We start from the raw sequence: 20,159 nt of genomic DNA, 5'->3' as shown, positions 1-20,159 counted from the left end.
TGATTTGGAAATCAGGGAATGATCTCTATGAACTGCGCTGCCCGTGTCGAGAGCGGGCTTGCGCGCGGAAACGATCTAGCACCCTCGACAGATCTTGGGATTGAACTCGAGTTGGTGTTTTTGCTCGGGCTGCGGCGCCGCCGCTGCCTTGGATTTCTTTGCGAGTTTGCTCTTGCCCTCTTCGATGAGGGTGGAGAACTTCACTGTGCCATCATCCGAAATTTCGACGCGTGGCGTAGTGCCTCGAATACCCATGGTGGCGACAGGGGTATCGACCTTCATATCTCCAGTCTTCGCGATGTTGCCGGCAACAAAGGTGAAGGTTCCCTTGGTCAGGTTGAACAGGGTCGAATTGGATTTCCCATTGGGGTCGTAGACGAACTCGTTCAAAACCATCCGCGCGTTGCTGGAGAGGTTGAACGAGCTTCCGTCTGCAAAATTGATGCCGAGCCGGCCATTGGCTCCGGTCAGAACCACATCGCCGAGATAGACGAGATCGCCGACCTTCGCCTGACCCGGTTGGTCGCCGAGATTTGCCTGAACGACAGTCGCGCCCGAATGTTGGATGGTGACCGCACCGGTGGCGGTTACAACCTTCCCAATTGGTTTTACTGGCAAATCCTGAACAGCCGGCTGAACAGAATCGACCTGAGCTCGAGCCGGGCCGGGCGAAAAGCCGGCCAACGCCAAGACCAAGCTTGTCACCAATAACGTGAACTTATGCGTGCACATGACCCCCCCTTTCCTGAGAAGATCTGGTTCGTGCGGCAGCCTATGCCAACTTTGGCCGAGTGCCCGCACGACATCTAGTGCCGTCTGGTCGCAGCCGACCAGCCTATCCAAATTGGGTACCCCTTTATTGCCATCGTTCTATTCCCGAGACCGGCACGCCGCCAAGAAAAAAGGTCGTAATTTGAACCGGAAGTGAAACTTATAGTCAAAGAACAAAGGGGGGCAGCCAGTGGCGCCAGGCAATTCGCCGACACCGCGCTGATTGGCCCTTTCGGAAGAAGTGAAGTTGTTTCTGCGGGTTAGCCTGCGGCTACCAGCGTAATTGTTTTTACCTCGTGGCGTCGGGCAAGCCAGAGCAAAGATTTGGGCAGCACGCCGGGGGGCCGAGTTCCCCGGCAGCACGCCGGTGGCTGAGTTCCCCGGCAGGCGAGGTGGAGGCCAATGTTTGTTGCGTCCCGCGTCGAGGGCACGGCCACGGCGGCCATGTTTCCCCAAATCATCGGCCGTGTTCAGACCGCGATAGGTCACGCCACCCTCACACGCGCGTACGGCATTGCCGTTGAAGTCATGGTTGGCGATCCAGTTTGCCTGGGTGACGCGATCGAGACTGCGACCGACGGACGAATCGGAATTCGCTTCATCGACAGCACCGTGTTCAACTTGTCCGGCGGCACTCGCGTGGTGTTCAACGAGTTCCTCTGCGATTCGAGCGGTGCCCCGCGCTCGGCCCTGTTCTCGGTGACCCGAGGGGCGTTCGCTTTCATTTCGGGCGACGTGGCAAGGACCGGTTCCCTCAAGGTCGACACACCTTTCGGAAGCATTCGCGGCCGAGCCCATGCCGGCGGGTTCGGAATGCTGTCGCTCGCTGCGCTGACCTTCGCGATGATGAAGGACGTCCACGCCGCGGACCCGAACGCTACATGGTTGGACGACGATAGCATCACATACAAGGATCTCGCGCATGGCGCCTTTGAGCTCGTAACCAAGGAACTGATCCCGCGCCACATCATCGTTGACGATCCTGGAGAGACAGTCGTCCTGAACAAGAGGGGCTCCTCTGTCAGCGTGGACCAGTTCACGAATTCGGCCGCACGAATGGAGGAGTTGCACGCGGCCCAACAGGAGGTGCTCGACAACTACGCGAAGGAGCACGCAAGAAGCGGGTCGGGCGTTACTCCGAACGGCGATTTGCCATTGGCGCAGCCGATCAATTTTACGGAGACCGACGACGTCACGGTGCATAATGTGCTCTTGCCGATCCTATCGGCCCCGATTGTCGTTCCTGACGTCATTCGTTCGCCGCCGACGCTGAGCACCCCGTCGGGGCCGACCGAAAACGACACGGTGGTGTTCGACGCCTTCACCGCGACGAGCGGAACGTTCGCTGCCAGCAGCACCAACGGCAACGCGATACTCATCTTCGGCATCAGCGGGGGCATTGCGGTCGACACGGTACTGAACGGAATTACCTATAACGTGTCGAAGCCAGACCCCTACGGCACGCTCTATCTCAACAGTTCGAACGGAGACTACACCTTCGTTCCGAACAGCGATGCGATCAATGCCCTGAAGACGCCAACGGTCGAGAGCTTCATCATCACTGTCTCGGACGGTTCGCTGTCGACCAGCCAGACCTTCACGATCACGATCAACGGCGTCAATGACGCGGCCTTCATTTCCGGCACAGCGAACGGATCGGCGACCGAGGCCGGCGGCGTCGCCAATGCCGCGGTCGGGACGACTGCCTCCGGTACGCTCACAGACACCGACGTCGACGACACACCCAACACCTTCACGGAGGTCAGCTCGAAGACGAGCGAGGGCGGCTACGGCACCTTCTCGATGACGACGGGCGGCACCTGGACCTACACAGTCGACAATGCCAACAGCGCCGTACAAAAGCTCAATGTCGGCGACACGCTGACCGACCAGTTCACGGTGACGAGCGTCGACGGCACGCCAAAGCTGGTGACGGTCACCATCCACGGCGTCAACGATGCCGCCGTCATTTCCGGCGCCACGACCGGCGCCGCGGTCGAGGCCGGCGGCGTCGCCAATGCCGCTCCGGGCACGCCGACCGCATCAGGCTCGCTCACCGACACCGACGTCGATAACGCGTCCAACAGCTTTAAGGCAGTAAGCTCGCCGACGGCAAGCGCTGGTGGTTACGGCAAGTTCACGATCTCGGCGGACGGTGCTTGGACCTATACGGTCGACAATGCCAACAGCGCGGTGCAGAAGCTCAATGTCGGCGACACGCTGATCGACAAGTTCACGGTGACGACCATCGACGGCACACCGCAGGAGGTGACGGTCACCATTCACGGCGCCAACGACGCGGCCATCATTTCCGGCACCACGACCGGTTGCGTGATCGAGGCCGGCGGCGTCGCCAATTACAAGCCGGGCATGCCGACCGCATCGGGCACGCTCACCGACACCGACATCGACAATGCGCCGAACACCTTCGCGGCCGTCAGTGTGCCAAAGGCGAGCGCGGGCGGCTACGGCACGTTCACGATAACGGCGGCCGGCGAGTGGGCCTACACGCTCGACAACAGCAACAGCGCGGTCCAGGCGCTCAATGTCTGCGACAAGCTGACCGATACATTCACGGTAACCACGATCGACGGCACGCCGCAGGTGGTGACGATCACGATCCAGGGCAGCAATGATGCGGCCGTCATCTCCGGTGCCACGACCGGCTCGGTGACGGAGGCCACGGCCGCGGCGTGCGACAAGGCGATCGCCACCGGCACGCTCACGGATGCCGACGTCGACAATGCGTCCAATTGCTTCACGCCGGTGAGCTGTCCGACGGAGAGCGATGCAGGCTACGGCACCTTCACCATGACGGCGGCCGGCGCATGGATCTACAAGCTGGACAGCAACAACTGCACGGTGCAGGCGCTGAACGCCTGCGACACGTTGACCGATACCTTCACAGTGACCACCATCGACGGCACGTCGCAGGTGGTGACGATCACCATCCACGGCGCCAACGATCCGGCCGTCATATCCGGCACCACAACCGGCTGCGTGATCGAGGCCGGCGGCGTCGCCAATTGCAAGCCGGGGGAGCCGATCGCATCAGGCACGCTGACAGATACCGACGTCGATAATCCATCGAATACGTTCACAGAGGTCTGCTCGCCGACCAAGAGCAATGGCGGATACGGCACCTTCACGATGACGGCGTGCGGGGTTTGGAGCTACACGCTCGACAATGCCAACTGCGCGGTGCAGGCGCTCAATGTCTGCGATACGCTGACTGACACCTTCACGGTAACCACCATCGACGGCACGCCGCAGGTGGTGACGATCACGATCCAGGGCAGCAATGACGCGGCGGTCGTTTCCGGCACCACCACCGGCGCAGTGACCGAGACCGGCGCCGCCGACTGCGGCAATCCGATCGCCTGCGGTGCGCTGACCGACACCGACGTCGACAATACGCCCAACACCTTCACGGCGGTGAGTTGTCCGACGGCGAGCGATAAGGGGTTCGGCACCTTCACCATGACGGCGGCCGGCGAGTGGACCTACAAGCTCGACAACACCAACTGCACGGTAGAGGCGCTAAACGCCTGCGACACGCTGACCGACACATTCACGGTGACCACCATCGACGGCACCAAACAGGTGGTAACGATTACCATCCACGGCGCCAACGACTCCGATCCCAACGATTTCGATTTCCTGGCCACGGGGACGCACGTCGTATCCGATCCGCCGCACGTGTACGGGACGCCCGGACACGACAGCATCGCAGGAGGCGGCGCCTACAAGCAGATCGTCTACGCGGGCGCCGGCGATGACACCATCAACGGCACCAGCAAAGACGACGTCATCTACGGCGGCTCCGGCAACGACATAATCAAGGGCAATGGCGGGAATGACACGATCTATGGAGGCTCCGGAAACGATACGATCAAGGGCAATTACGGCTGCGACACCATCGTCGGCGGATTTGGAGCGGACTGGCTGACAGGCAGCAATGGAAACGACCGCTTCGTCTATTTGTCAGCAGCGGATTCCAACGCTGCTCATTTCGATACCATCACGGATTTTCAGTCGGGGTGTGACAAGATCGATTTGTCGTCCCTCGGCGCATTTGCCTTTGCCGCACTCACTCCTTCGAGCACGAGCGTGCCGGAGCATGCCGTCGCCTGGCTCTGTGACAGCGCGAACAATGTCACCATCGTGTACGCCAATCCGACCGATCAGGCCCTGAAGGTCGGAGATTGCGGCCTGGTGGAAATTCACCTGGCGGGGACGCCGACCGTTCAAGCGTCGGACTTCGTCACCGAGCCGGCCGCGGCCGCAATGACGGACAACGTCGCCACGACCACCGCTGGCGTTTCGTCCGCCCCGACCGAATTCGCCGCGGGCCTGTCGGAGAATAGCTTCACCTTCGATCAAACGACGCCGCAAGGCAGCGCCGGTACGACGACGACGGATAGCGGAGCCGCATTGCCGCCGGATCAGACAATCAACGATAACAGTATCACCGCGCCGAGTACGGCCGCCGCGCCGCCGCTCGTCGAACCGGCTCACACTGATTCTGAAATGAGCCTGCTCGCCGCGCCGGGCGATACGCGTGCTGCTGGAGACACATTCCACTTCAAGGACGTCGTCGCCCCCGCGAATGGCAGCCAGATTCCAACGTCGGTCGATCAACTCGGTCAGGCTGTTGGAGATCACGAGCCGGCACCTTCGGAGACATTGGCGATTGAGTTGTCTCAGCCGGTGGGGCATTCAGCGGATCACTCCAATGTGGTTCCCAGCCATACTCATGCGTCGCATGATCTGATCTTGTGACGGAATTGCCCGCCGTCTCGCGCAATTTCCTCGGAAACCTGGGCCGGAATTCCCGACAGGTTGGCGATGACGTGCCGCCGCGCGCCGGAGATGATCGGCGGCGCCATGTGATTGTGGTGCCTATCAATTTGCGATAGACACAGCCGCTCCTGCGGCAGGGGCCGCTCCCATGTCCTGACATGGGCGTGGGCGTTGGAGATATTTCCGGGTCGTTTGAAAGAGAGAGCATGGCGCGCAACATTCTGATCCTTGGAGCCTCGTATGGCTCCTTGCTGGGGACCAAGCTTTTGATGGCGGGGCACAACGTCACGCTGGTTTGCCGGACCAAGACAGCGGAACTCATCAATCGCGACGGCACCGAGGTTCGCATCAAGCTGCGTGACGAGGCGACGCACCGTGCGATCGTCTCGCGCGATCTGCCTGGGAAGCTCGACGCGATCACGCCCGACAAGGTGGATGTCTCCCGCTACGATCTGGTTGGCCTTGCGATGCAGGAACCGCAATACACCAACCACACGGTCCGGGTTCTGATGATCAAGATCGCGGCGGCAGGACTGCCCTGTCTTTCGATCATGAACATGCCGCCGCTGCCTTATCTCAAGCGGATTCCCGCACTGGCTGAGATGGATCTGGAGGAGGCCTACACCAATGCCCAGGTGTGGGAGCGCTTCAAGCCGGGACTGGTGTCGCTATGCTCGCCCGATCCGCAGGCGTTCCGTCCGCCTGACGAGGCGGCGAACGTGCTTCATGTCGGCCTGCCGACGAACTTCAAGGCCGCGGCATTTGCCGACGACGCGCACAACAAGGTGCTTCGCGAGTTGGAAGCCGATATCGACGCGGTGACGCTGGATGGCCAGGACGTTCCGGTCAAGCTCAAGGTGTTCGACTCGCTGTTCGTCCCTCTCGCCAAGTGGTCGATGCTGTTGACCGGAAACTACCGCTGCATCACGCCACACGAACCGCAGTCGATCCGCGATGCGGTGCACCGCGATCTGAAGCTCTCGCAGTCGATCTATGACCACGTCGACACCGTCGCGCGTCGCCTCGGTGCCGATCCAAAGGATCAGGTTCCTTTCGAGAAGTACGCCAAGGCGGCCGAGAGCCTGCTCAAGCCCTCATCGGCGGCCCGAGCGGTCGCGGCCGGCGCGCCTTTCATCGAGCGGGTCGACCTGCTGGTGAAGCTGATCTCGCATCAGCTCGGCGCGCCCAGTGCCGAGATCGACCGCACGGTCGAAATCGTCGATCAGAAGCTGAACGAGAGGATCGTGCAGGGCGGATCTGGCGCGTCGTGACGGTGGCGACATCCGCCGGACCTCTGCCAGATCTAAACAGGTGTTGCTGCATTACCGGCGGCGGACATCTGGTGTGCGTATCACGCGGGACCGTTATTTAAGCCACACGAGCAGCGGAACGGGTGCGCGCCCGGCGCACGACAGCGTCCCCTCATAGGCGTACGCTTTGCGGGCGCTGTACGTACAGCGAGCGCCGTCCAGCACCAGTTCCGCCGTCACCTGCAATTCCGAGCCGGCGAGTTGCAGCCGTATCTCTCCGGCTCGTTCCTCCGGACCGTCCTGCGTGCAGATTCCCACGTGCTTCATCTTCAGGGGGCCGGAAAATTCCTTGCGCGGGCCCGGGCCGTTCTCGGCGAGATTGCCGGTCAGCTCCCATTCGCCCAGCACGCCTGCCTGGCCAAGGAACTCCATGGCGCCAAGCCTCGGCATGTGGCAAAGGCACAGCGCGACGGCGCCGAGCAGCGCCGCCCCGACATCGCGCCAGTTCGTTCGTCGCATCACGGTTTGCTGCCGGTCGTCTGTCGTATTTCGATCAACTCGGGTCGGGATACATCGGCGTCGGAGGTGAGCCGGGCAACCTGCACCGCAGAGTCGCGGAGCTTCGCCTGATCGCCGCAAGCCTTGGCGCTCTTGCTCAGCCCGACGTAAGCCGCCAGCCGATTGGGCTCCTTCTTGAGCACGGCCTCGTAGGCGGCCAGCGCTTCCTTGGCCATGCCGCGATCGAGCAGCATCGCGCCATAAAGCTCGCGCGCCGGCGCCAGCGGTCCCGGCGTTACCGGATGTTTTTCGGTCTTGTCTTCCGCTTCCGCCGCGGCACTCATCGCATTGAGCGCCTCGTCGTATTTTCCCTCGGCGTACAGCACCCAGGCTCCCGCGACCTGCTGCTGGATGTCGACGATGTTGGACCAGTAGGCATCCTTGGCCTCTTTCAGCTTGTCGCGCAACTCGGCGAGCTTGGCGATATCGGCCTTTGCGGCAGCGGGGTTATCCGAGCGCGCGGCGCCGACCGCCCGTGCAAAATAGGTGATGGCGTCCACATAGGGATATTTCGTCGGCTGGACCTGAAGGGCGGCAGCCGCCTTCCAGTCGCCGCGCTCGAACACATAGCGGGCCTGGCTTGCCGCGACCGCGTAAGGGCCGGGGAACCGCTCGAGCTTGAACTGAAGCTTGGCGAGTTCGTCGACCACCGCGCGCGCCTCCTTGTCCTCGCCCAGCTGGAGATAGGCATAAACCATGTAGTCCATCGCGTGCGCCTGATCGTGCTGTTCGCCGTCCTCCTTGGCGATGCGCGCGGATTCCTGGTTCGAGGCAATCGATTCCTTCCAATAGCCGACGCGGGTGAAGATGTGTGACGGCATGTGCTGGGCGTGCGGCGCGCGAGCCGCGATCTTTGCATAGCGCCTCGCCGCGTCGAGACCTTTCTCAGCAAGCGGCGGATAGTCGTAGAGGTGGATCAGATAATGGGCGATGCCCGGGTGCTCGGGCTGGCGCTTGAAGATCGGCTCCAGCAATGCCGCGCCCTTGAGCTGGTTGGCATAGGTCTTGTCGCCAGGGGAGGCCGCGACATTGAGCGTGATCGCGTAGGCGATCTGCGCCTCGTCGTCGTCCGCATAGCGTTTCGCAACCTGCTCTTCCTCCGCGAGGAACCTCTGAACGCGTGTGCGGTGGTCGACCTTGTCATAGTCGACATACATCGCAGCGACCGCATTGATGTAGTCCTGCTCGCGCTGCGTCTTCGCACCCAGCGCCTGGCCCTTCTTCACAGCTTCAAGACCGAGCGGGAGGCTGTCCGGGGGCGGCGGCGCGTGCGGATTGTAGAGATAGCTGAGCGCTATTCCCCAATAAGCAATGGCGCATTGCGGGTCTTCCTTGAGGGCCTGCTCGAAGGTGCGCCGCGACGCGCTGTACCAGAACGAGTGCTGATAAAGCATGCCGCGGTCGAACAACTCCTGGGCCTGCGGGTTGCAGGACGTGGCAAAATGCACTTTGCCCAGCCGTTGTTCGGAGGATTGTTGTTCAGCGGATTCCGAGGCAGCAGGTTGCGAAATGGCCGCGGCAACCAGGCCAACGACCGCAGCGAGAGGATACCGTGTCATGAGCCCGCTCCGTGCCGTCGATGAGGAGCGATGACAATATCACCTTTCCCGCTCGGCCGGAACGAGACAATTCGTCATTCCGGGTTACTCATGTCCGAGCGGGCCAAAATCGGCGCGCTCGCCACCCGGGCCCGAAACGGCGCGACAGTTTGCGGACCAAATCTTCCGTTCATCCAATGCGGGGCATCGTGCGGGGACGCGCCTCGCGCGCCTGTGCCGCCAGACGTATGCCGGCGTTTGGCGCGCCGAATCCCTTGTATTCACGCCGCTGCACGATCTCGAAGAAGAATCGCTCGTCAAATGCGTGCGTATAGATCTGGAAGAACTCTCCTTCCTCGTCGCGATCGTACAGAATTCCGTTTTTCTTCATCGAGTCGAGCAGATCGGGATTCAGCTCGTATCGGCTATCGATGTCGTCATAATAGTTGTCTGAAATGTTCAGAAACGTTGCACCTGCCGCGCGCATGGCGGATGCGGCCTTGAAGATGTCATCGCAGGCGAACGCAATATGCTGAACTCCAGCCCCAAAGAACTCCGTGAGGAACCGGGACGACATCGTCTGTGTCGCCGTTGACGCATTGAGGATGAGCCGAAGCGACCCGTTCTGGTTCTGCAGGACCTGGCTCTTCACAAGCCCGAGCGGATCGGCGATCTCGAGTTGTGGTGATCTCTGAACGTCAAAGAGCGCGGTGTAGAACTGCTCCCACGAGAGCATTTCCTCAAATCGCATCGATTGCGATATGTGGTCTATCCGTTCCAGAAAACCCGAATCGCATTCGCTTTCGACAGCCACGAAATCGACATCCCACTTGGGAGAGTCCGGCTCGATAAAATACAGCAGACTTCCTCCGACGCCGCGAATCGCGGGGATGGTCATTTCGCTGGGGCCAACCGGTTGTCGAAAGGTAGTCGCTTGAAGGGCGTCGGCACGCTTCATCAAGGCCGCCACATTGTCGACCTCGAGCGCGATTGCGCACACTCCAGAACCATGTGTGACGTAGTGTGATCTGGCAAAGCTGTCCTCGGAACTATTGATAAGCAGGTTGATGATGCCCTGGGACCAGCGCTCCACGGCTTTTGACCGGTGACGTCCAGTTAACCTGAAGCCGAGATCGCTTAGCAGCTTGGCCAACCCGGACGCATGCGTTGGATCGACGGCAAACTCGACAAAGGTGACGTTCGAGACTTTGGATCGGGCGTCCAGAGTCGGGGCGCCGCTCTCCTTCGCCTGTTCGTGGCCGGTCAGCAACAGCGAGCGCATGCCGTCGATCGCGACATCCTTGGTCGATTGCGCACGAAACTGGTCGTTGAAGATTTCGAGCGAGAGGGGTCCATCGTAGCGGGTCGCATCCAGTGCCCGCATGAAATCCCCGATAGGGAGGTTTCCCTGCCCCGGAAAACAGCGGAAATGCCTGCTCCACGACAGCACATCCAGGTCGAGTTGCGGAGCATCCGCGAGTTGAACCAGAAATATCCGGTCCGCAGGTATCGTTCTGATTGGAGCGACGGGAAAGCCGGGGGCCAGGGTATGGAAGCTGTCCAGTATGATCCCGATCGCGTGGTGATCGGCTCGCCGGACGATTTCCCAGGCGTCTCTGTAATCGTTGACATGACGTCCCCAGGCCAACGCCTCGAATCCGACACGCAATCCCCTCGCGCTCGCTCGCTCGCCCAATTCGCGAAGGTCATCGGCCGCCCGGTCGATACCGCCAAGCGATATGGGCGAGACGTTGCTGCAAACGAGGAGCAGATCGGTGCCGAGCTCCTGCATGAGATCGAACTTTCGTTCGGCTCTCCTGAAGGCGTGCTTGCGCTGCTGTTCGGGCATGCCCTCGAAATCGCGGAATGGTTGCAGAGCGCAGATGCCAAGGCCGAGATCGCTGCACATCCGCGCGACGTCGCGCGCGGAGCCGTCAAAGCAGGTAAAATCGCTCTCAAAGATTTCCACGGCGTCGAAGCCTGCCGCCGCTATCGTCTTGAGCTTGTCGTCGAGAGCGCCGCCAATCGAGACCGTTGCGATCGAACGTTTCATTTCTCTACTCCGGCTTGCTTCGATAGGCCAACGCTGCCCGCGATCAGTAATGAATCTGCGCGACTTCGCGCAGTTCATCCGACGTCGCCGAGCCGAAGCCGAAGAATTCAAGATAGGCGGGAATCTGCTCGAACAGCATATCCGTGCCCACTTGATAGTCGCAACCTCTCGCACGCGCCGCGGCCAGAAATGGTGTGATCTCCTCTTTCATGACGACCTCACCAACGAACGTCGATGGTGAAATACGATCCACTTTGATCGGAAGCGGATCATCCTTTTTCATGCCGAGCGGAGTGGCATTGATGACGACATCGTATCCGGCGGGGTCCGCAGAACCGGTGATCACCTCCAGAGCCGGATAATAGGATTTGAGACGCTCCGACAGCCCGTTCGCCGCCTGTAGGGACGCGTCATGCAGTCCGAGTCTCGATACCCCGGCCTTTGCCATGGATGCAGCGATGGCAGAGCCAACCCCGCCGCAGCCGGCGACCAAGACCTTCGCCCCGGCCAACCGGCGCCCCTTCCTCAATACGCCGCGAACAAAGCCCTCGCCATCGAACAAATCGCCGATCATTGCGCCATGTTGATCGATCCGCACGGCATTGCAGGCCCCCGCGATCCTGGCAGAAACGGAAGCGTCATCGACGAGCTCAAGAGTTGTGATCTTGTGAGGCATGGTGATGAGCGCGCCGTGCATGTTGGTAAGCTTGAAGACAAGCTTCAGGAAGGCCTTGAAGTCCTCGCTCTTGCAGCCCATCGGTACAACAACCGCGTTGATCTTTCGCTTCGCGAAGAACGGATTGTAGATCATCGGTGCCTTGAACGACTCCGTCGGATAGCCGATGTGGGCGATGAGCCTTGTCCTTCCGTCAATCATCTTTTCGAGCCCTCTGGCGCAGAGCGACGCTCTTGCGGTCGCACGTTTCGAAACCCGTCAATTGTCCTTGCCGTCGTCGTGTTGGTGGTCAACCACTCTGGTCCAAACCAGGATCGAGCGACCCAAGGTCCCATCGAGGTAGCTCCTGTAGGGAGCCGTGGTGATAGTCAGGGTGTCGCCTTCCAGCACGAAGTGCCTGATTTGGTCCGTTCCGGTCCAAGCCTGGTTCCAGGACGTGTCGATGTGATGCACCACCACGTCGTCACCAAGCGAGAAGGTTCCGGCGTAGGCGACCATGCTTCCGATCAGTTCAACGCCCTCTTCATCCGTGGGGACGACATCGCGTGGCATAATTCGATCGTTTCGCGTGAAGATCGCGTACATCCTGCCGTCAGGACTGTAGCCGATGTAGCCGGCAGGGGAGTCGCCGAACTGATTATGTCGATGTCCATCCGATAGGCGTTCGCGCACGTAGGATTGCAGTGTCCAGGTTCCAAGTACAGGACAGTCGGCCGGCGGCTTTCCATGCCTGACCGATTTCAGAACTTCCTCGCTCGCGGTCACGGTGCGCCTCATCGGTTCAAAGGGCTCAGACATCGAAGAAAACGGTCTCTCGGTCGCCCTGAAGAAAAATGTCGAAAGTGTACACGGCTTGTCCAGCGCGCTCGGACCGCCATGCGATCAGCGTCCGGCGGCGCTCCGGCTGCTCGATGATGTTGAGCACCGGGTCTTCGGCGTTGGCGGCCGTTTCGTCGGGAAAGTACATCCGCGTCGCGAGACCGATGTTGATTCCACGCGCGGCGATCCAGAAGTTGATGTGAGGCGCCATGGTCTTTCGACCCCGCCGCCCGACGACCGGACCCGGCTTGATGGTCAGAATGCGGTAGAGGCCCGTCTCGAAGTCGGTTCCGGCTCGCGCCCAGCCGCGAAAGTCCGGATCAAGCGATTTGTCCTGTCGATCTGCCGGATGGTTGTAGCGCCCCGCTGCGTTTGCTTGCCAGGTTTCAACCAGGACGTCTTTGGCGGGCTGCCCGGAGGCGTCGTAGATCCTTCCCTCGACGACGATGCGCTCACCGGCCACGTGCGGCCCGGCAATGTCGCCGCCAAAATTGTTCTTGAAGATGTCGAAGCCGGCCTGGTTCGGAATCAATCCGATGTGCACGTAGGGGCCTGCTGTTTGCGATGGCGTCTCCGGAAGATAGAGTTGGGTCGACATCATCAGGATCCCTGGAGTTTGTTCTCGAACAAGGTCTGGCGGCTGCCGCGCAATACAATGTCAAAGCGATAGGCAAGACATTCCAGCGGCAGGGAGGCATTGAGATCGAGTTTGGCGGTCAGCCTGTCTGCTGCCGACCTGTCGGGAATGGTCGCAATGATCGAGTCGTGGGGGATCAATGGGTCGCCTTCGAAGTACATTTGGGTGATGAGCCTCTGCGCAAATCCTGAGCCGAATACCGAGAAGTGGATGTGGGCCGGCCGCCAGCTGTTCACGCGGTTGCGAAACGGATAAGCGCCCGGCTTGACGGTGCGGAAGAAATAGTAGCCGCTCTCGTCCGTCAGCATCCTTCCGCAGCCGCCGAAATTGGGATCGATCGGCGCGATGTAGGTGTCGTTGCGATGGCGATAGCGACCACCTGCATTGGCCTGCCAGACCTCGACAAGGGTGTCGCGGACCGGACGTCCGTTGCCATCGAGAACGTGGCCATGAACGATGGTCTGCTCGCCGATCGGCTTGCCGTTCTTTGCATAGTTCAGGATCAGGTCGTTATCGAGCGGGCCCAATTCATCGCGGTGAAATGTCGGACCCGTGACTTCCGATAGCGAATTCTGCAGCGACCAGAGCGGAATTCGCGGCGATCGCAGCGCGCTCGTCTTGTAGACGGGAGTGAAGGCGGGGGGATGGATATCCCGATCGCGCTGATGAAACTCGTATTCGGGCGTCATGAAATCCTCACACGTGTTGCATGGGCGTCGCGGGGCGCGGACAGTCAACGGACAACTCCGTGCCCCGGCTTGATCGCCAAAGCGGCTATGCCGGCGCGACACCACCGAACGAGGCTGCTCTCAGTCGATCGTAGTCCGACTTTGCCATCGGTGCGGCACCCGGGTTGCCAAGGTCGCTCACCGGAAGCCGGTAGGTTTCCCGCGCTGAGTAGGCGGCGATCGCCGCGACGGCCGTGATGGCGAAGGTGATCAGGCCTACGGTGAGCGGGACGTTGGCTGATCCCGGAGGAGCAGCGGTCGCAAACAGTGCGGGGAGCAAGGCTGTGATCGTCGTGCCAATGTTCTGCGAGATGGCCATTGCGGACACACGGTATCTGGTCTGGAAGAGCTCCGGATAGAAGCTCGGGAAGACCGCGTTGTAGCCCTGATAGACAATGCCCCACATCAGGATGGAAACGACGATCGCCATCGGGACATTCGCGATGCTGATGGCATAGAGATACGCAAAGGCCAGCAAGCCGGAACACAATGCGCCGACGATAATCGGCGGTCTCCTTCCGATTTTGTCCGAGAGATTGCCAACCAGCGGGATAATCACCACGGCTGCAATGTTGCCGAGCACCGGAATCCAGAGATAGACGTCGGGCTTGAAGCCAATTCCGTAGGCGGGTTGCACGGCATAGGCTGCCCCGAAGATGGTCGCGACGACGGGAATCACGTTCATGAGCGCCATGCAAACGACCCGGAGCATGTCAGCCCAGCTGGTCTTGAAGGCCTGGATGATGGGTGCCTTCGATACCTTGCCTTCCTCGCTCTCCTTGGCGAAGGCCGGCGTCTCATCGACTTCCCGCCTGATGAGATAGCCGACTACGATGACAAAGAAGCTCAGCAGAAACGGAATGCGCCAACCCCAGCTGTTGAAATCTTCCTTCGGCATGTAGGCGGCGATCGGAAGGAACAGAGCGGCTGCAAGAATCTGTCCTGCCTGAACTCCTTGCAGCGTAAAACTCGCAAAGAAGCCGCGCCTGCCGAACGGCGCATGTTCGAGCACCATCGAGCTTGCTCCCGAAATCTCTCCGGCGACCGCAAAACCCTGGACCAGCCGCAGCGCGACAAGAAGGATCGGCGCCCAGATTCCGACCTGCTCATAGGTCGGGAGCACCCCGACCAGCATGGTCGAGAAGCCCATCAGGAACATGCAGAGCACAAGGACGTTCTTTCGCCCGTGCGTGTCACCCCAATGGCCGAGGACAAAGGCTCCGATCGGTCGCGCGACGTAGCCGACGCCGTAGGTCGCGAGCGAGGCGACGATCGCGGTCGTTGGGTTCTGCGAAGGAAAGAAAATCTGCGGAAAGACCAGCGAGGCAGCGGTCGCGTAGATGAAGAAATCGTAGTACTCCAGGGCCGATCCGATCCAACCGCTTGCCGCCGCGATCTTCGATTGGCGCTGGGTCCTGGGGCCGTTGGCTGACGTCATGTTGATTTTCCTCCGCTGTTATTGATGGAAAGCCGTTTGCCGGCGAACTCTTTTGTTGCGGAGCCTCTCAAAGAGACGGTCAGCGTGTGTCCCTTCGGGGGCCATGGCCGCTTCTGCTCCGAATGGAGCGAAAACATATCCACGAGCCTGGATAACACAATTACTCATTTATGCGTGAAACTTAACGTCATGTTATTTTCGCGGGCGCACCGGTCGTGACTTGCCATCGGCTCCCATCTCGGCGCGCAGAGTTTCTATGAAATGCGTTGCATAAGGCGACAGCGCTGCGCCGCGCTTGATTGCAATGAAGGTTTCGAACCGCGTCGGTTCCTGAATTTCCAGAAGTCGCACGCCGGGAATGCTGCCGTGCGCCACCGAGAACTGGTCGATCACGGCAATCCCGAGGCGAGCCTGGACGAGCGCGCAAACGGTGTTGCCGAAACGGGCTCGGATCGTAATCTCATAGGGCAATTTGTTTCGCGCAAAGAGCTCCGACATGATGCGGCCATAGGGATCGGTCGGATCGATGCCGATCAGGGGAAACCGCGTCATTTCGGCGGCCGATATCTTCTTGCGCTCCGCAAGCGCATGGCCTTCCGGCACGATACAGTACAAGCGGCCGGAAGCGAGCGGCAGAAAATCCAGCGCGGGATGATCCAGACGATAGCTGATGGCGGCGCAGTCACCCTTGCCGAGCAGGAGATAGTCGATGACCTCTTCGATCTTGAGGATGTTGATGTCCATTTTCAGGTCGGGGTAGCGCTTGCGGATCTTCTCCACTGCGCGCGGCACCATGACCTGGGCGATGCTCGGAACCGATCCGATTCTGAGTTCGGATAATTGGCCCCGACCGATTTTGCCGATGACGTCGGCAAGGTCATCGACCTTCTTGTAGATCGCGTTGATTTGCTCGAAGATGAGCTGGGCGTCCTGAGTAGGAAAGTAACGGCCGTTCTGCCGCATGAAGAAGCGGACGCCAAGCGAACGCTCGGTATATTTGACGAGGCGGCTGATTCCTGGCGCAGAGACATTGAGAAGTTTTGCCGCGCCGGTGATCGTTCCCGAGATCATCACGGCCCGAATGACTTCTATCTGCCTCAGCGTCATCATCGCCGCAGGATAGCCCATCGCTGATCGACCAACTCACTGGCGAATGCAATCATCGCCGAGTTGGTTGAGCATGTCCATCCAGCCGGATCGCGCATTGGGTCGTTTTGCGGAGTTAGCTGGGCATCAACGCCGGTCGAAATGTGGTAGGCTCATTCGACGCATAGTGGATCAGCGCATCAGGAGAGAAGGGTGAGGCGCCGCGAGTTCATCGCACTCCTCGGCGGCGCGGCGGCAATGCGTCCGCTCGCCGCGCGTGCGGAGCGTGCGCCTGAGCAGATCCTCTATTTCACGTGCTCGGCCGGCTACCGGCATGAAGTCATACCGCTGTCTCAGACAATCCTCACCCAGCTCGGGAAGAGTTCCGGTCGCTTTGAAGTCTCTGTCACGGAAGACCCGTCCGAGTTTTCAGCCGAGAGACTCGAGCGCTACGCTGCGGTGATGTTCTACACGAGCGGAGAACTTCCGATGAGTGCCAGCGAAAAGACCGCGCTTCTCGATTTTGTGCGTTCGGGCGGCGGGTTCATCGGTATTCATTCGGCCACGGACACATTCTATGGATGGCCGGATTATCTCGACCTGATCGGCGGCTATTTCAATGGCCATCCGTGGCATCAGGCGGTAACGATCGAAGTGGTTGATCCCGGTGATCCATTGGTGGCGTTTCTCGGCAGTGCGCTGCAGTTCGAGGACGAGATCTACCAGATCAGCGACTTCGACCTTGGTGGATCGAACGTGCTGCTACGCCTCGACCAAAGCTCGGTGGACCTTGGCAAGAACGGTGTGCATCGAAGGTTCTATGGCTGGCCTCTCGCCTGGACGCGGTCTTACGGCCAGGGGCGTGTATTCTATGTCGCGCTTGGCCACGATGCGTCGGTCTGGCACGACGCCCGCTACCAGCAACTGCTCGGTAACGCGATGCTCTGGTCCATGCGAAGGCCGCGCTGAAGCATGTTCGGAGAAAAGCAGTGGCCCCGCCATCCCGTTCGTTCACCACGACCAATCAACCCGGAAAGTCGATCTTCCCACGTGCGCGCAATTCCAGAGGTAGCAAGCAGTCGTAGATGAATCGATGCGTCGGCGTCGGCACGTCGACTTCGCGGCCGAGACGCACAACTGCGCCATTCCAGTACTCCAGTTCGGTCATTTTCCCGTCCGCGATGTCGCGCTGCAGCGACGTCGTGCCGTTCGCAGGCACGGTGTCGTAGAACTTCATCGTGTCGGTTACCGCACTATCCGCCATCGGCACGTTGCGCGCCTTCGCCACGGCCAGGGTCTCCTGCAAGCATTGCTCCAGCAGCCTTCGGGTCTCGGGAATGGCGCGTGTCACGCCAATCGGAGCTCTCGTGATCGCGCCGACCCCGCCAAATGACGTCACCATCAAGAACTTGTTCCACAACGCCTTGACGATATCGGCGGGCACCTCCACGGGCACCTTTGCACCGACGAGGCATTGCCGCAGGCGTTCAACGCGATCGGACGACTTGTTGTCGAGCTCGCCGAACTTGATGAAATTCTGTCCCCCGACATTCCGGATATGGCCGGGCCCTGCAATAAGGCTCAAGGTTCCGCACAGACCGCCCAGCGTGTTGGAGCCGAATACGGCGGCAAGTTCGGTCGCGGCCTCGACACCGTTCTGCAAGGGTACGATAACGGTATCGGGCCCGACCAGGGGACGCATCGCGTTGGCGGCGTCGGTCACCTGCCAGGCCTTCACGCCGACAAGAATCGCGTCGACATGGCCTATCTCCGCGGGATTGTCGGTTGCGACTGCTCGTACGATAGTTTCGCCCGCCGGCGTCTCGAGACGCAGACCGGTCGCCTTCAGCGCGCGAAGATGATCGCCCCTCGCAATGAAGACAACCTGCTCGCCGGCGAGCGCAAGTTGCGCGCCAAAATACCCGCCAGCACCTCCCGTCCCGAAGATCGCGATTCGCATCTCTCCCTCTCGGCAAAGCGCGTGGCCGATTGCATCATGAGGCCGAAGGAACCATATCATGGAATGAAGGACGTGACCGCGATGGTTTTGGCGCAAAAGGGGTAGGGGCTATCGGCTCGGGTCCGGCCGCGCCTCATAGCGTCTTCGAGCGCAGTGGACGCCGCTTCGCGCCAAGAAAAACTGGAATCCAGAGCCTCGGTTCTGATTCGAGCAGAATCGTGCGCTAGCCGCCGAGCTGCCTGGTCAATTCGGGAAGAAGCCGCTTGAGCTGCCGATGACTGATGATCGGCGACGCGGCAATCTCGGCAAGCCGCTGTTCAACGTGCGGCCATTGATTGGTCTCGCGCGGATCGGTGTCGTTCTTGGCGAGATTGCACGGATAGCAGGCCAGCACGCGGTTGCATCTCGCGTTCCGGCCGCCCTTTGACAGAGGGATGAAATGGTCGATGCTGCCCTTGGTCTTTCCCAGCGTCTTCTGTCGCTGCAATATGAAGCCGCAATAGGCGCACCGTCCGCCCCAATCGAAGTAGCAGCGCTTGTAGATCACGTCAGCCATCGGCCCTGGCTATTTCCCCGTGCTTCTTCCAACCTGCCGGCGATTGATACCCGAGTCGTCTTGAAGACGATACCCGGCGCGGTCGGTACGCCGGCAAAGCAGACCGGCCCTGCGCCTATTGGCTTGCGGGATCGGGCCATCGGCGTCACAGTCGCGCTTGCGGCCGCGATGCCGCCAACGACCAAGACCAAGACCCGAGGAACGCCATGGCGGCCAAGCGCATCGACTGCGACATCCATCCGGCGGTTGGAGGAACGCGCACCACGTTGCTGCCCTATCTCGACGACCACTGGAAGGAGCAGGTCGTGAGTCGCGCGATCGATGGACTCGATCTCAATTCCTATCCGCCGTCGATGCAGTTCTGCGGCCGCGCCGACTGGCGGCCGGCCGATGGCCGCAAGCCGGGCAGCGATCTTGCCATGGTGCAGCGCGGCGCATTCGATCAGCTCGGCGCCAGCCACGCGATCTGCAACGTGGTCTACGGCGCGCAGGCGGTGTTCGATCCCTATATGGCGGCGGGCTTCTGCAAGGCGATCAACGACTGGATCGCTGCCGAATGGCTGTCAAAGGACAAGCGGCTGCGCGCGTCCATCGTGGTGCCGATCCAGGCGCCGGATCTCGCGGTCGAGGAGATCGAGCGCAGGGCGAGCGACCACCGCTTCGTCTCGGTGCTGGTGCTGGCGCAAGGCGAGACGCTGCTGGGACGGCGGCACCACTGGCCGATCTACCAGGTCGCGGAGAAGTACAAGCTGCCGATTGCGATTCATGCCGGCAGCGCTTACCGGACCGCGCCGAGTTCGATCGGCTGGCCGTCCTACCGCTACGAATATTATCTTGCCGAGGCGCAGGCGTTCCAGGCGCAGACGCTGAGCCTGATCTATGAGGGCGTGTTCGGCAAATTCCCCGATCTGAAGATCGTGCTGATGGAATCGGGCGTGAGCTGGCTGCCCGCCTTCATGTGGCGCGCCAACAAGACCTGGCGCGGCGTGCGCGTCGAGGTGCCCTGGGTCGAGCGCGAGCCGGCCGCGATCATCCGCGACCACTTTCGCGTCACCATGCAGCCGTTTGACGGTCCGCCCGACGCAACCGATGTTGCGGACGTGATCGACCAGATCGGCTCGGACAGGATGTTCCTGTTTGCGTCCGATTATCCGCACTGGCAGTTCGACGGCGACGACCCGATCCCGCCGCATCTGCCCGAGAGCATCGTTGCGCGGATGTGCGAAGACAACCCGCTGGAGACGTTTCCGCGTCTGAAACTTGATTCGTGAGTCAACGGAGGATCG

General features: G+C 60.8%; 16 protein-coding genes. 4 read left to right on the top strand and 12 right to left on the bottom strand.

Features of this window, described 5'->3' with window-relative positions; all coding sequences use genetic code 11:
- Positions 1-75: 75 nt before the first annotated feature.
- A complete protein-coding gene (locus JQ553_RS27505; RefSeq protein ID WP_212503174.1) occupies positions 76-732 on the bottom strand; it encodes a FecR domain-containing protein in 657 nt (218 codons plus the stop codon).
- Positions 733-1,173: 441 nt separating this feature from the next.
- On the opposite strand from JQ553_RS27505, the gene JQ553_RS27500 reads away from it, so the two are divergent.
- Together JQ553_RS27500 and JQ553_RS27495 are read left to right on the top strand one after the other, a co-directional pair.
- Complete coding sequence (locus JQ553_RS27500) at positions 1,174-5,553, top strand: VCBS domain-containing protein (RefSeq protein WP_212503173.1); 4,380 nt, start codon at positions 1,174-1,176, stop codon at positions 5,551-5,553.
- Positions 5,554-5,780: 227 nt separating this feature from the next.
- Entirely contained in the window at positions 5,781-6,845 is a 1,065-nt protein-coding gene (locus tag JQ553_RS27495; protein ID WP_212503172.1) for a ketopantoate reductase family protein, read from the top strand.
- A gap of 93 nt (positions 6,846-6,938) precedes the next feature.
- Here the strand turns inward: JQ553_RS27495 and JQ553_RS27490 are convergent, their stop codons facing one another.
- The 9 genes from JQ553_RS27490 to JQ553_RS27450 all read right to left on the bottom strand — a co-directional run bounded on the left by JQ553_RS27490 (position 6,939) and on the right by JQ553_RS27450 (position 16,381).
- On the bottom strand, positions 6,939-7,343 hold the full coding sequence (locus JQ553_RS27490; RefSeq protein WP_212503171.1) for a hypothetical protein: 405 nt from the start codon (positions 7,341-7,343) through the stop codon (positions 6,939-6,941).
- Positions 7,343-8,941, bottom strand: coding sequence for a lipopolysaccharide assembly protein LapB (locus tag JQ553_RS27485; RefSeq protein WP_249144614.1), 1,599 nt, complete (start codon positions 8,939-8,941; stop codon positions 7,343-7,345). Before JQ553_RS27485 ends, JQ553_RS27490 begins: the two co-directional genes overlap by 1 nt.
- 169 nt (positions 8,942-9,110) lie before the next feature.
- The gene (locus JQ553_RS27480; RefSeq protein WP_212503228.1) at positions 9,111-10,973 is read right to left on the bottom strand and encodes a bifunctional sugar phosphate isomerase/epimerase/4-hydroxyphenylpyruvate dioxygenase family protein; all 1,863 of its coding nucleotides are present in this window, start codon (positions 10,971-10,973) and stop codon (positions 9,111-9,113) included.
- Between the two features lie 43 nt (positions 10,974-11,016).
- On the bottom strand, positions 11,017-11,850 hold the full coding sequence (locus JQ553_RS27475) for a shikimate dehydrogenase (RefSeq protein ID WP_212503170.1): 834 nt from the start codon (positions 11,848-11,850) through the stop codon (positions 11,017-11,019).
- Positions 11,851-11,907: 57 nt separating this feature from the next.
- Positions 11,908-12,447, bottom strand: coding sequence for a lipocalin-like domain-containing protein (locus JQ553_RS27470; RefSeq protein ID WP_212503169.1), 540 nt, complete (start codon positions 12,445-12,447; stop codon positions 11,908-11,910).
- On the bottom strand, positions 12,440-13,066 hold the full coding sequence (gene pcaG, locus JQ553_RS27465) for a protocatechuate 3,4-dioxygenase subunit alpha (RefSeq protein ID WP_212503168.1): 627 nt from the start codon (positions 13,064-13,066) through the stop codon (positions 12,440-12,442). The genes JQ553_RS27470 and pcaG overlap by 8 nt, the downstream gene beginning before the upstream one ends.
- A gap of 2 nt (positions 13,067-13,068) precedes the next feature.
- A complete protein-coding gene (pcaH, locus tag JQ553_RS27460) occupies positions 13,069-13,794 on the bottom strand; it encodes a protocatechuate 3,4-dioxygenase subunit beta (RefSeq protein ID WP_212503167.1) in 726 nt (241 codons plus the stop codon).
- 85 nt (positions 13,795-13,879) lie between these two features.
- Complete coding sequence (locus JQ553_RS27455; protein ID WP_212503166.1) at positions 13,880-15,271, bottom strand: MFS transporter; 1,392 nt, start codon at positions 15,269-15,271, stop codon at positions 13,880-13,882.
- 192 nt (positions 15,272-15,463) lie between these two features.
- The gene (locus JQ553_RS27450) at positions 15,464-16,381 is read right to left on the bottom strand and encodes a LysR family transcriptional regulator (RefSeq protein ID WP_212503227.1); all 918 of its coding nucleotides are present in this window, start codon (positions 16,379-16,381) and stop codon (positions 15,464-15,466) included.
- A gap of 189 nt (positions 16,382-16,570) precedes the next feature.
- Here JQ553_RS27450 and JQ553_RS27445 point away from each other — a divergent pair, with 189 nt between their 5' ends.
- Positions 16,571-17,326 carry a ThuA domain-containing protein gene (locus JQ553_RS27445; protein WP_212503165.1) on the top strand — a complete coding sequence of 252 codons (756 nt, stop codon included), beginning with the start codon at positions 16,571-16,573 and terminating at the stop codon, positions 17,324-17,326.
- A 55-nt stretch (positions 17,327-17,381) separates the two neighbouring features.
- On the opposite strand, the gene JQ553_RS27440 is transcribed toward JQ553_RS27445, so the two are convergent.
- Positions 17,382-18,317 (bottom strand): ketopantoate reductase family protein, encoded by a 936-nt coding sequence (locus JQ553_RS27440; RefSeq protein WP_212503164.1) that lies wholly within the window; start codon positions 18,315-18,317, stop codon positions 17,382-17,384.
- Between the two features lie 223 nt (positions 18,318-18,540).
- A complete protein-coding gene (locus JQ553_RS27435) occupies positions 18,541-18,873 on the bottom strand; it encodes an HNH endonuclease (protein WP_212503163.1) in 333 nt (110 codons plus the stop codon).
- A 206-nt stretch (positions 18,874-19,079) separates the two neighbouring features.
- On the opposite strand from JQ553_RS27435, the gene JQ553_RS27430 reads away from it, so the two are divergent.
- Positions 19,080-20,144, top strand: a complete 1,065-nt coding sequence (locus JQ553_RS27430) for an amidohydrolase family protein (RefSeq protein WP_212503162.1) — start codon at positions 19,080-19,082, stop codon at positions 20,142-20,144.
- The last annotated feature ends 15 nt before the right edge of the window (positions 20,145-20,159 follow it).

The sequence above is a fragment of the Bradyrhizobium lablabi genome (assembly GCF_018131005.1).
GTDB lineage: Bacteria > Pseudomonadota > Alphaproteobacteria > Rhizobiales > Xanthobacteraceae > Bradyrhizobium > Bradyrhizobium lablabi_D.
Note: the sequence above shows the minus strand (reverse complement) of the source record. Positions and strands in the feature narration are given on the sequence as shown.

Coding starts and splice junctions, on each gene's coding strand:
- pcaG (WP_212503168.1), bottom strand. CDS start 13,066: ATGTCGACCCAACTCTATCTTCCGGAGACGCCATCGCAAACAGCAGGC.
- JQ553_RS27485 (WP_249144614.1), bottom strand. CDS start 8,941: ATGACACGGTATCCTCTCGCTGCGGTCGTTGGCCTGGTTGCCGCGGCC.
- JQ553_RS27500 (WP_212503173.1), top strand. CDS start 1,174: ATGTTTGTTGCGTCCCGCGTCGAGGGCACGGCCACGGCGGCCATGTTT.
- JQ553_RS27455 (WP_212503166.1), bottom strand. CDS start 15,271: ATGACGTCAGCCAACGGCCCCAGGACCCAGCGCCAATCGAAGATCGCG.
- JQ553_RS27470 (WP_212503169.1), bottom strand. CDS start 12,447: ATGTCTGAGCCCTTTGAACCGATGAGGCGCACCGTGACCGCGAGCGAG.
- JQ553_RS27430 (WP_212503162.1), top strand. CDS start 19,080: ATGGCGGCCAAGCGCATCGACTGCGACATCCATCCGGCGGTTGGAGGA.
- JQ553_RS27450 (WP_212503227.1), bottom strand. CDS start 16,381: ATGATGACGCTGAGGCAGATAGAAGTCATTCGGGCCGTGATGATCTCG.
- JQ553_RS27495 (WP_212503172.1), top strand. CDS start 5,781: ATGGCGCGCAACATTCTGATCCTTGGAGCCTCGTATGGCTCCTTGCTG.
- JQ553_RS27440 (WP_212503164.1), bottom strand. CDS start 18,317: ATGCGAATCGCGATCTTCGGGACGGGAGGTGCTGGCGGGTATTTTGGC.
- pcaH (WP_212503167.1), bottom strand. CDS start 13,794: ATGACGCCCGAATACGAGTTTCATCAGCGCGATCGGGATATCCATCCC.
- JQ553_RS27475 (WP_212503170.1), bottom strand. CDS start 11,850: ATGATTGACGGAAGGACAAGGCTCATCGCCCACATCGGCTATCCGACG.
- JQ553_RS27435 (WP_212503163.1), bottom strand. CDS start 18,873: ATGGCTGACGTGATCTACAAGCGCTGCTACTTCGATTGGGGCGGACGG.
- JQ553_RS27480 (WP_212503228.1), bottom strand. CDS start 10,973: ATGAAACGTTCGATCGCAACGGTCTCGATTGGCGGCGCTCTCGACGAC.
- JQ553_RS27505 (WP_212503174.1), bottom strand. CDS start 732: ATGTGCACGCATAAGTTCACGTTATTGGTGACAAGCTTGGTCTTGGCG.
- JQ553_RS27490 (WP_212503171.1), bottom strand. CDS start 7,343: ATGCGACGAACGAACTGGCGCGATGTCGGGGCGGCGCTGCTCGGCGCC.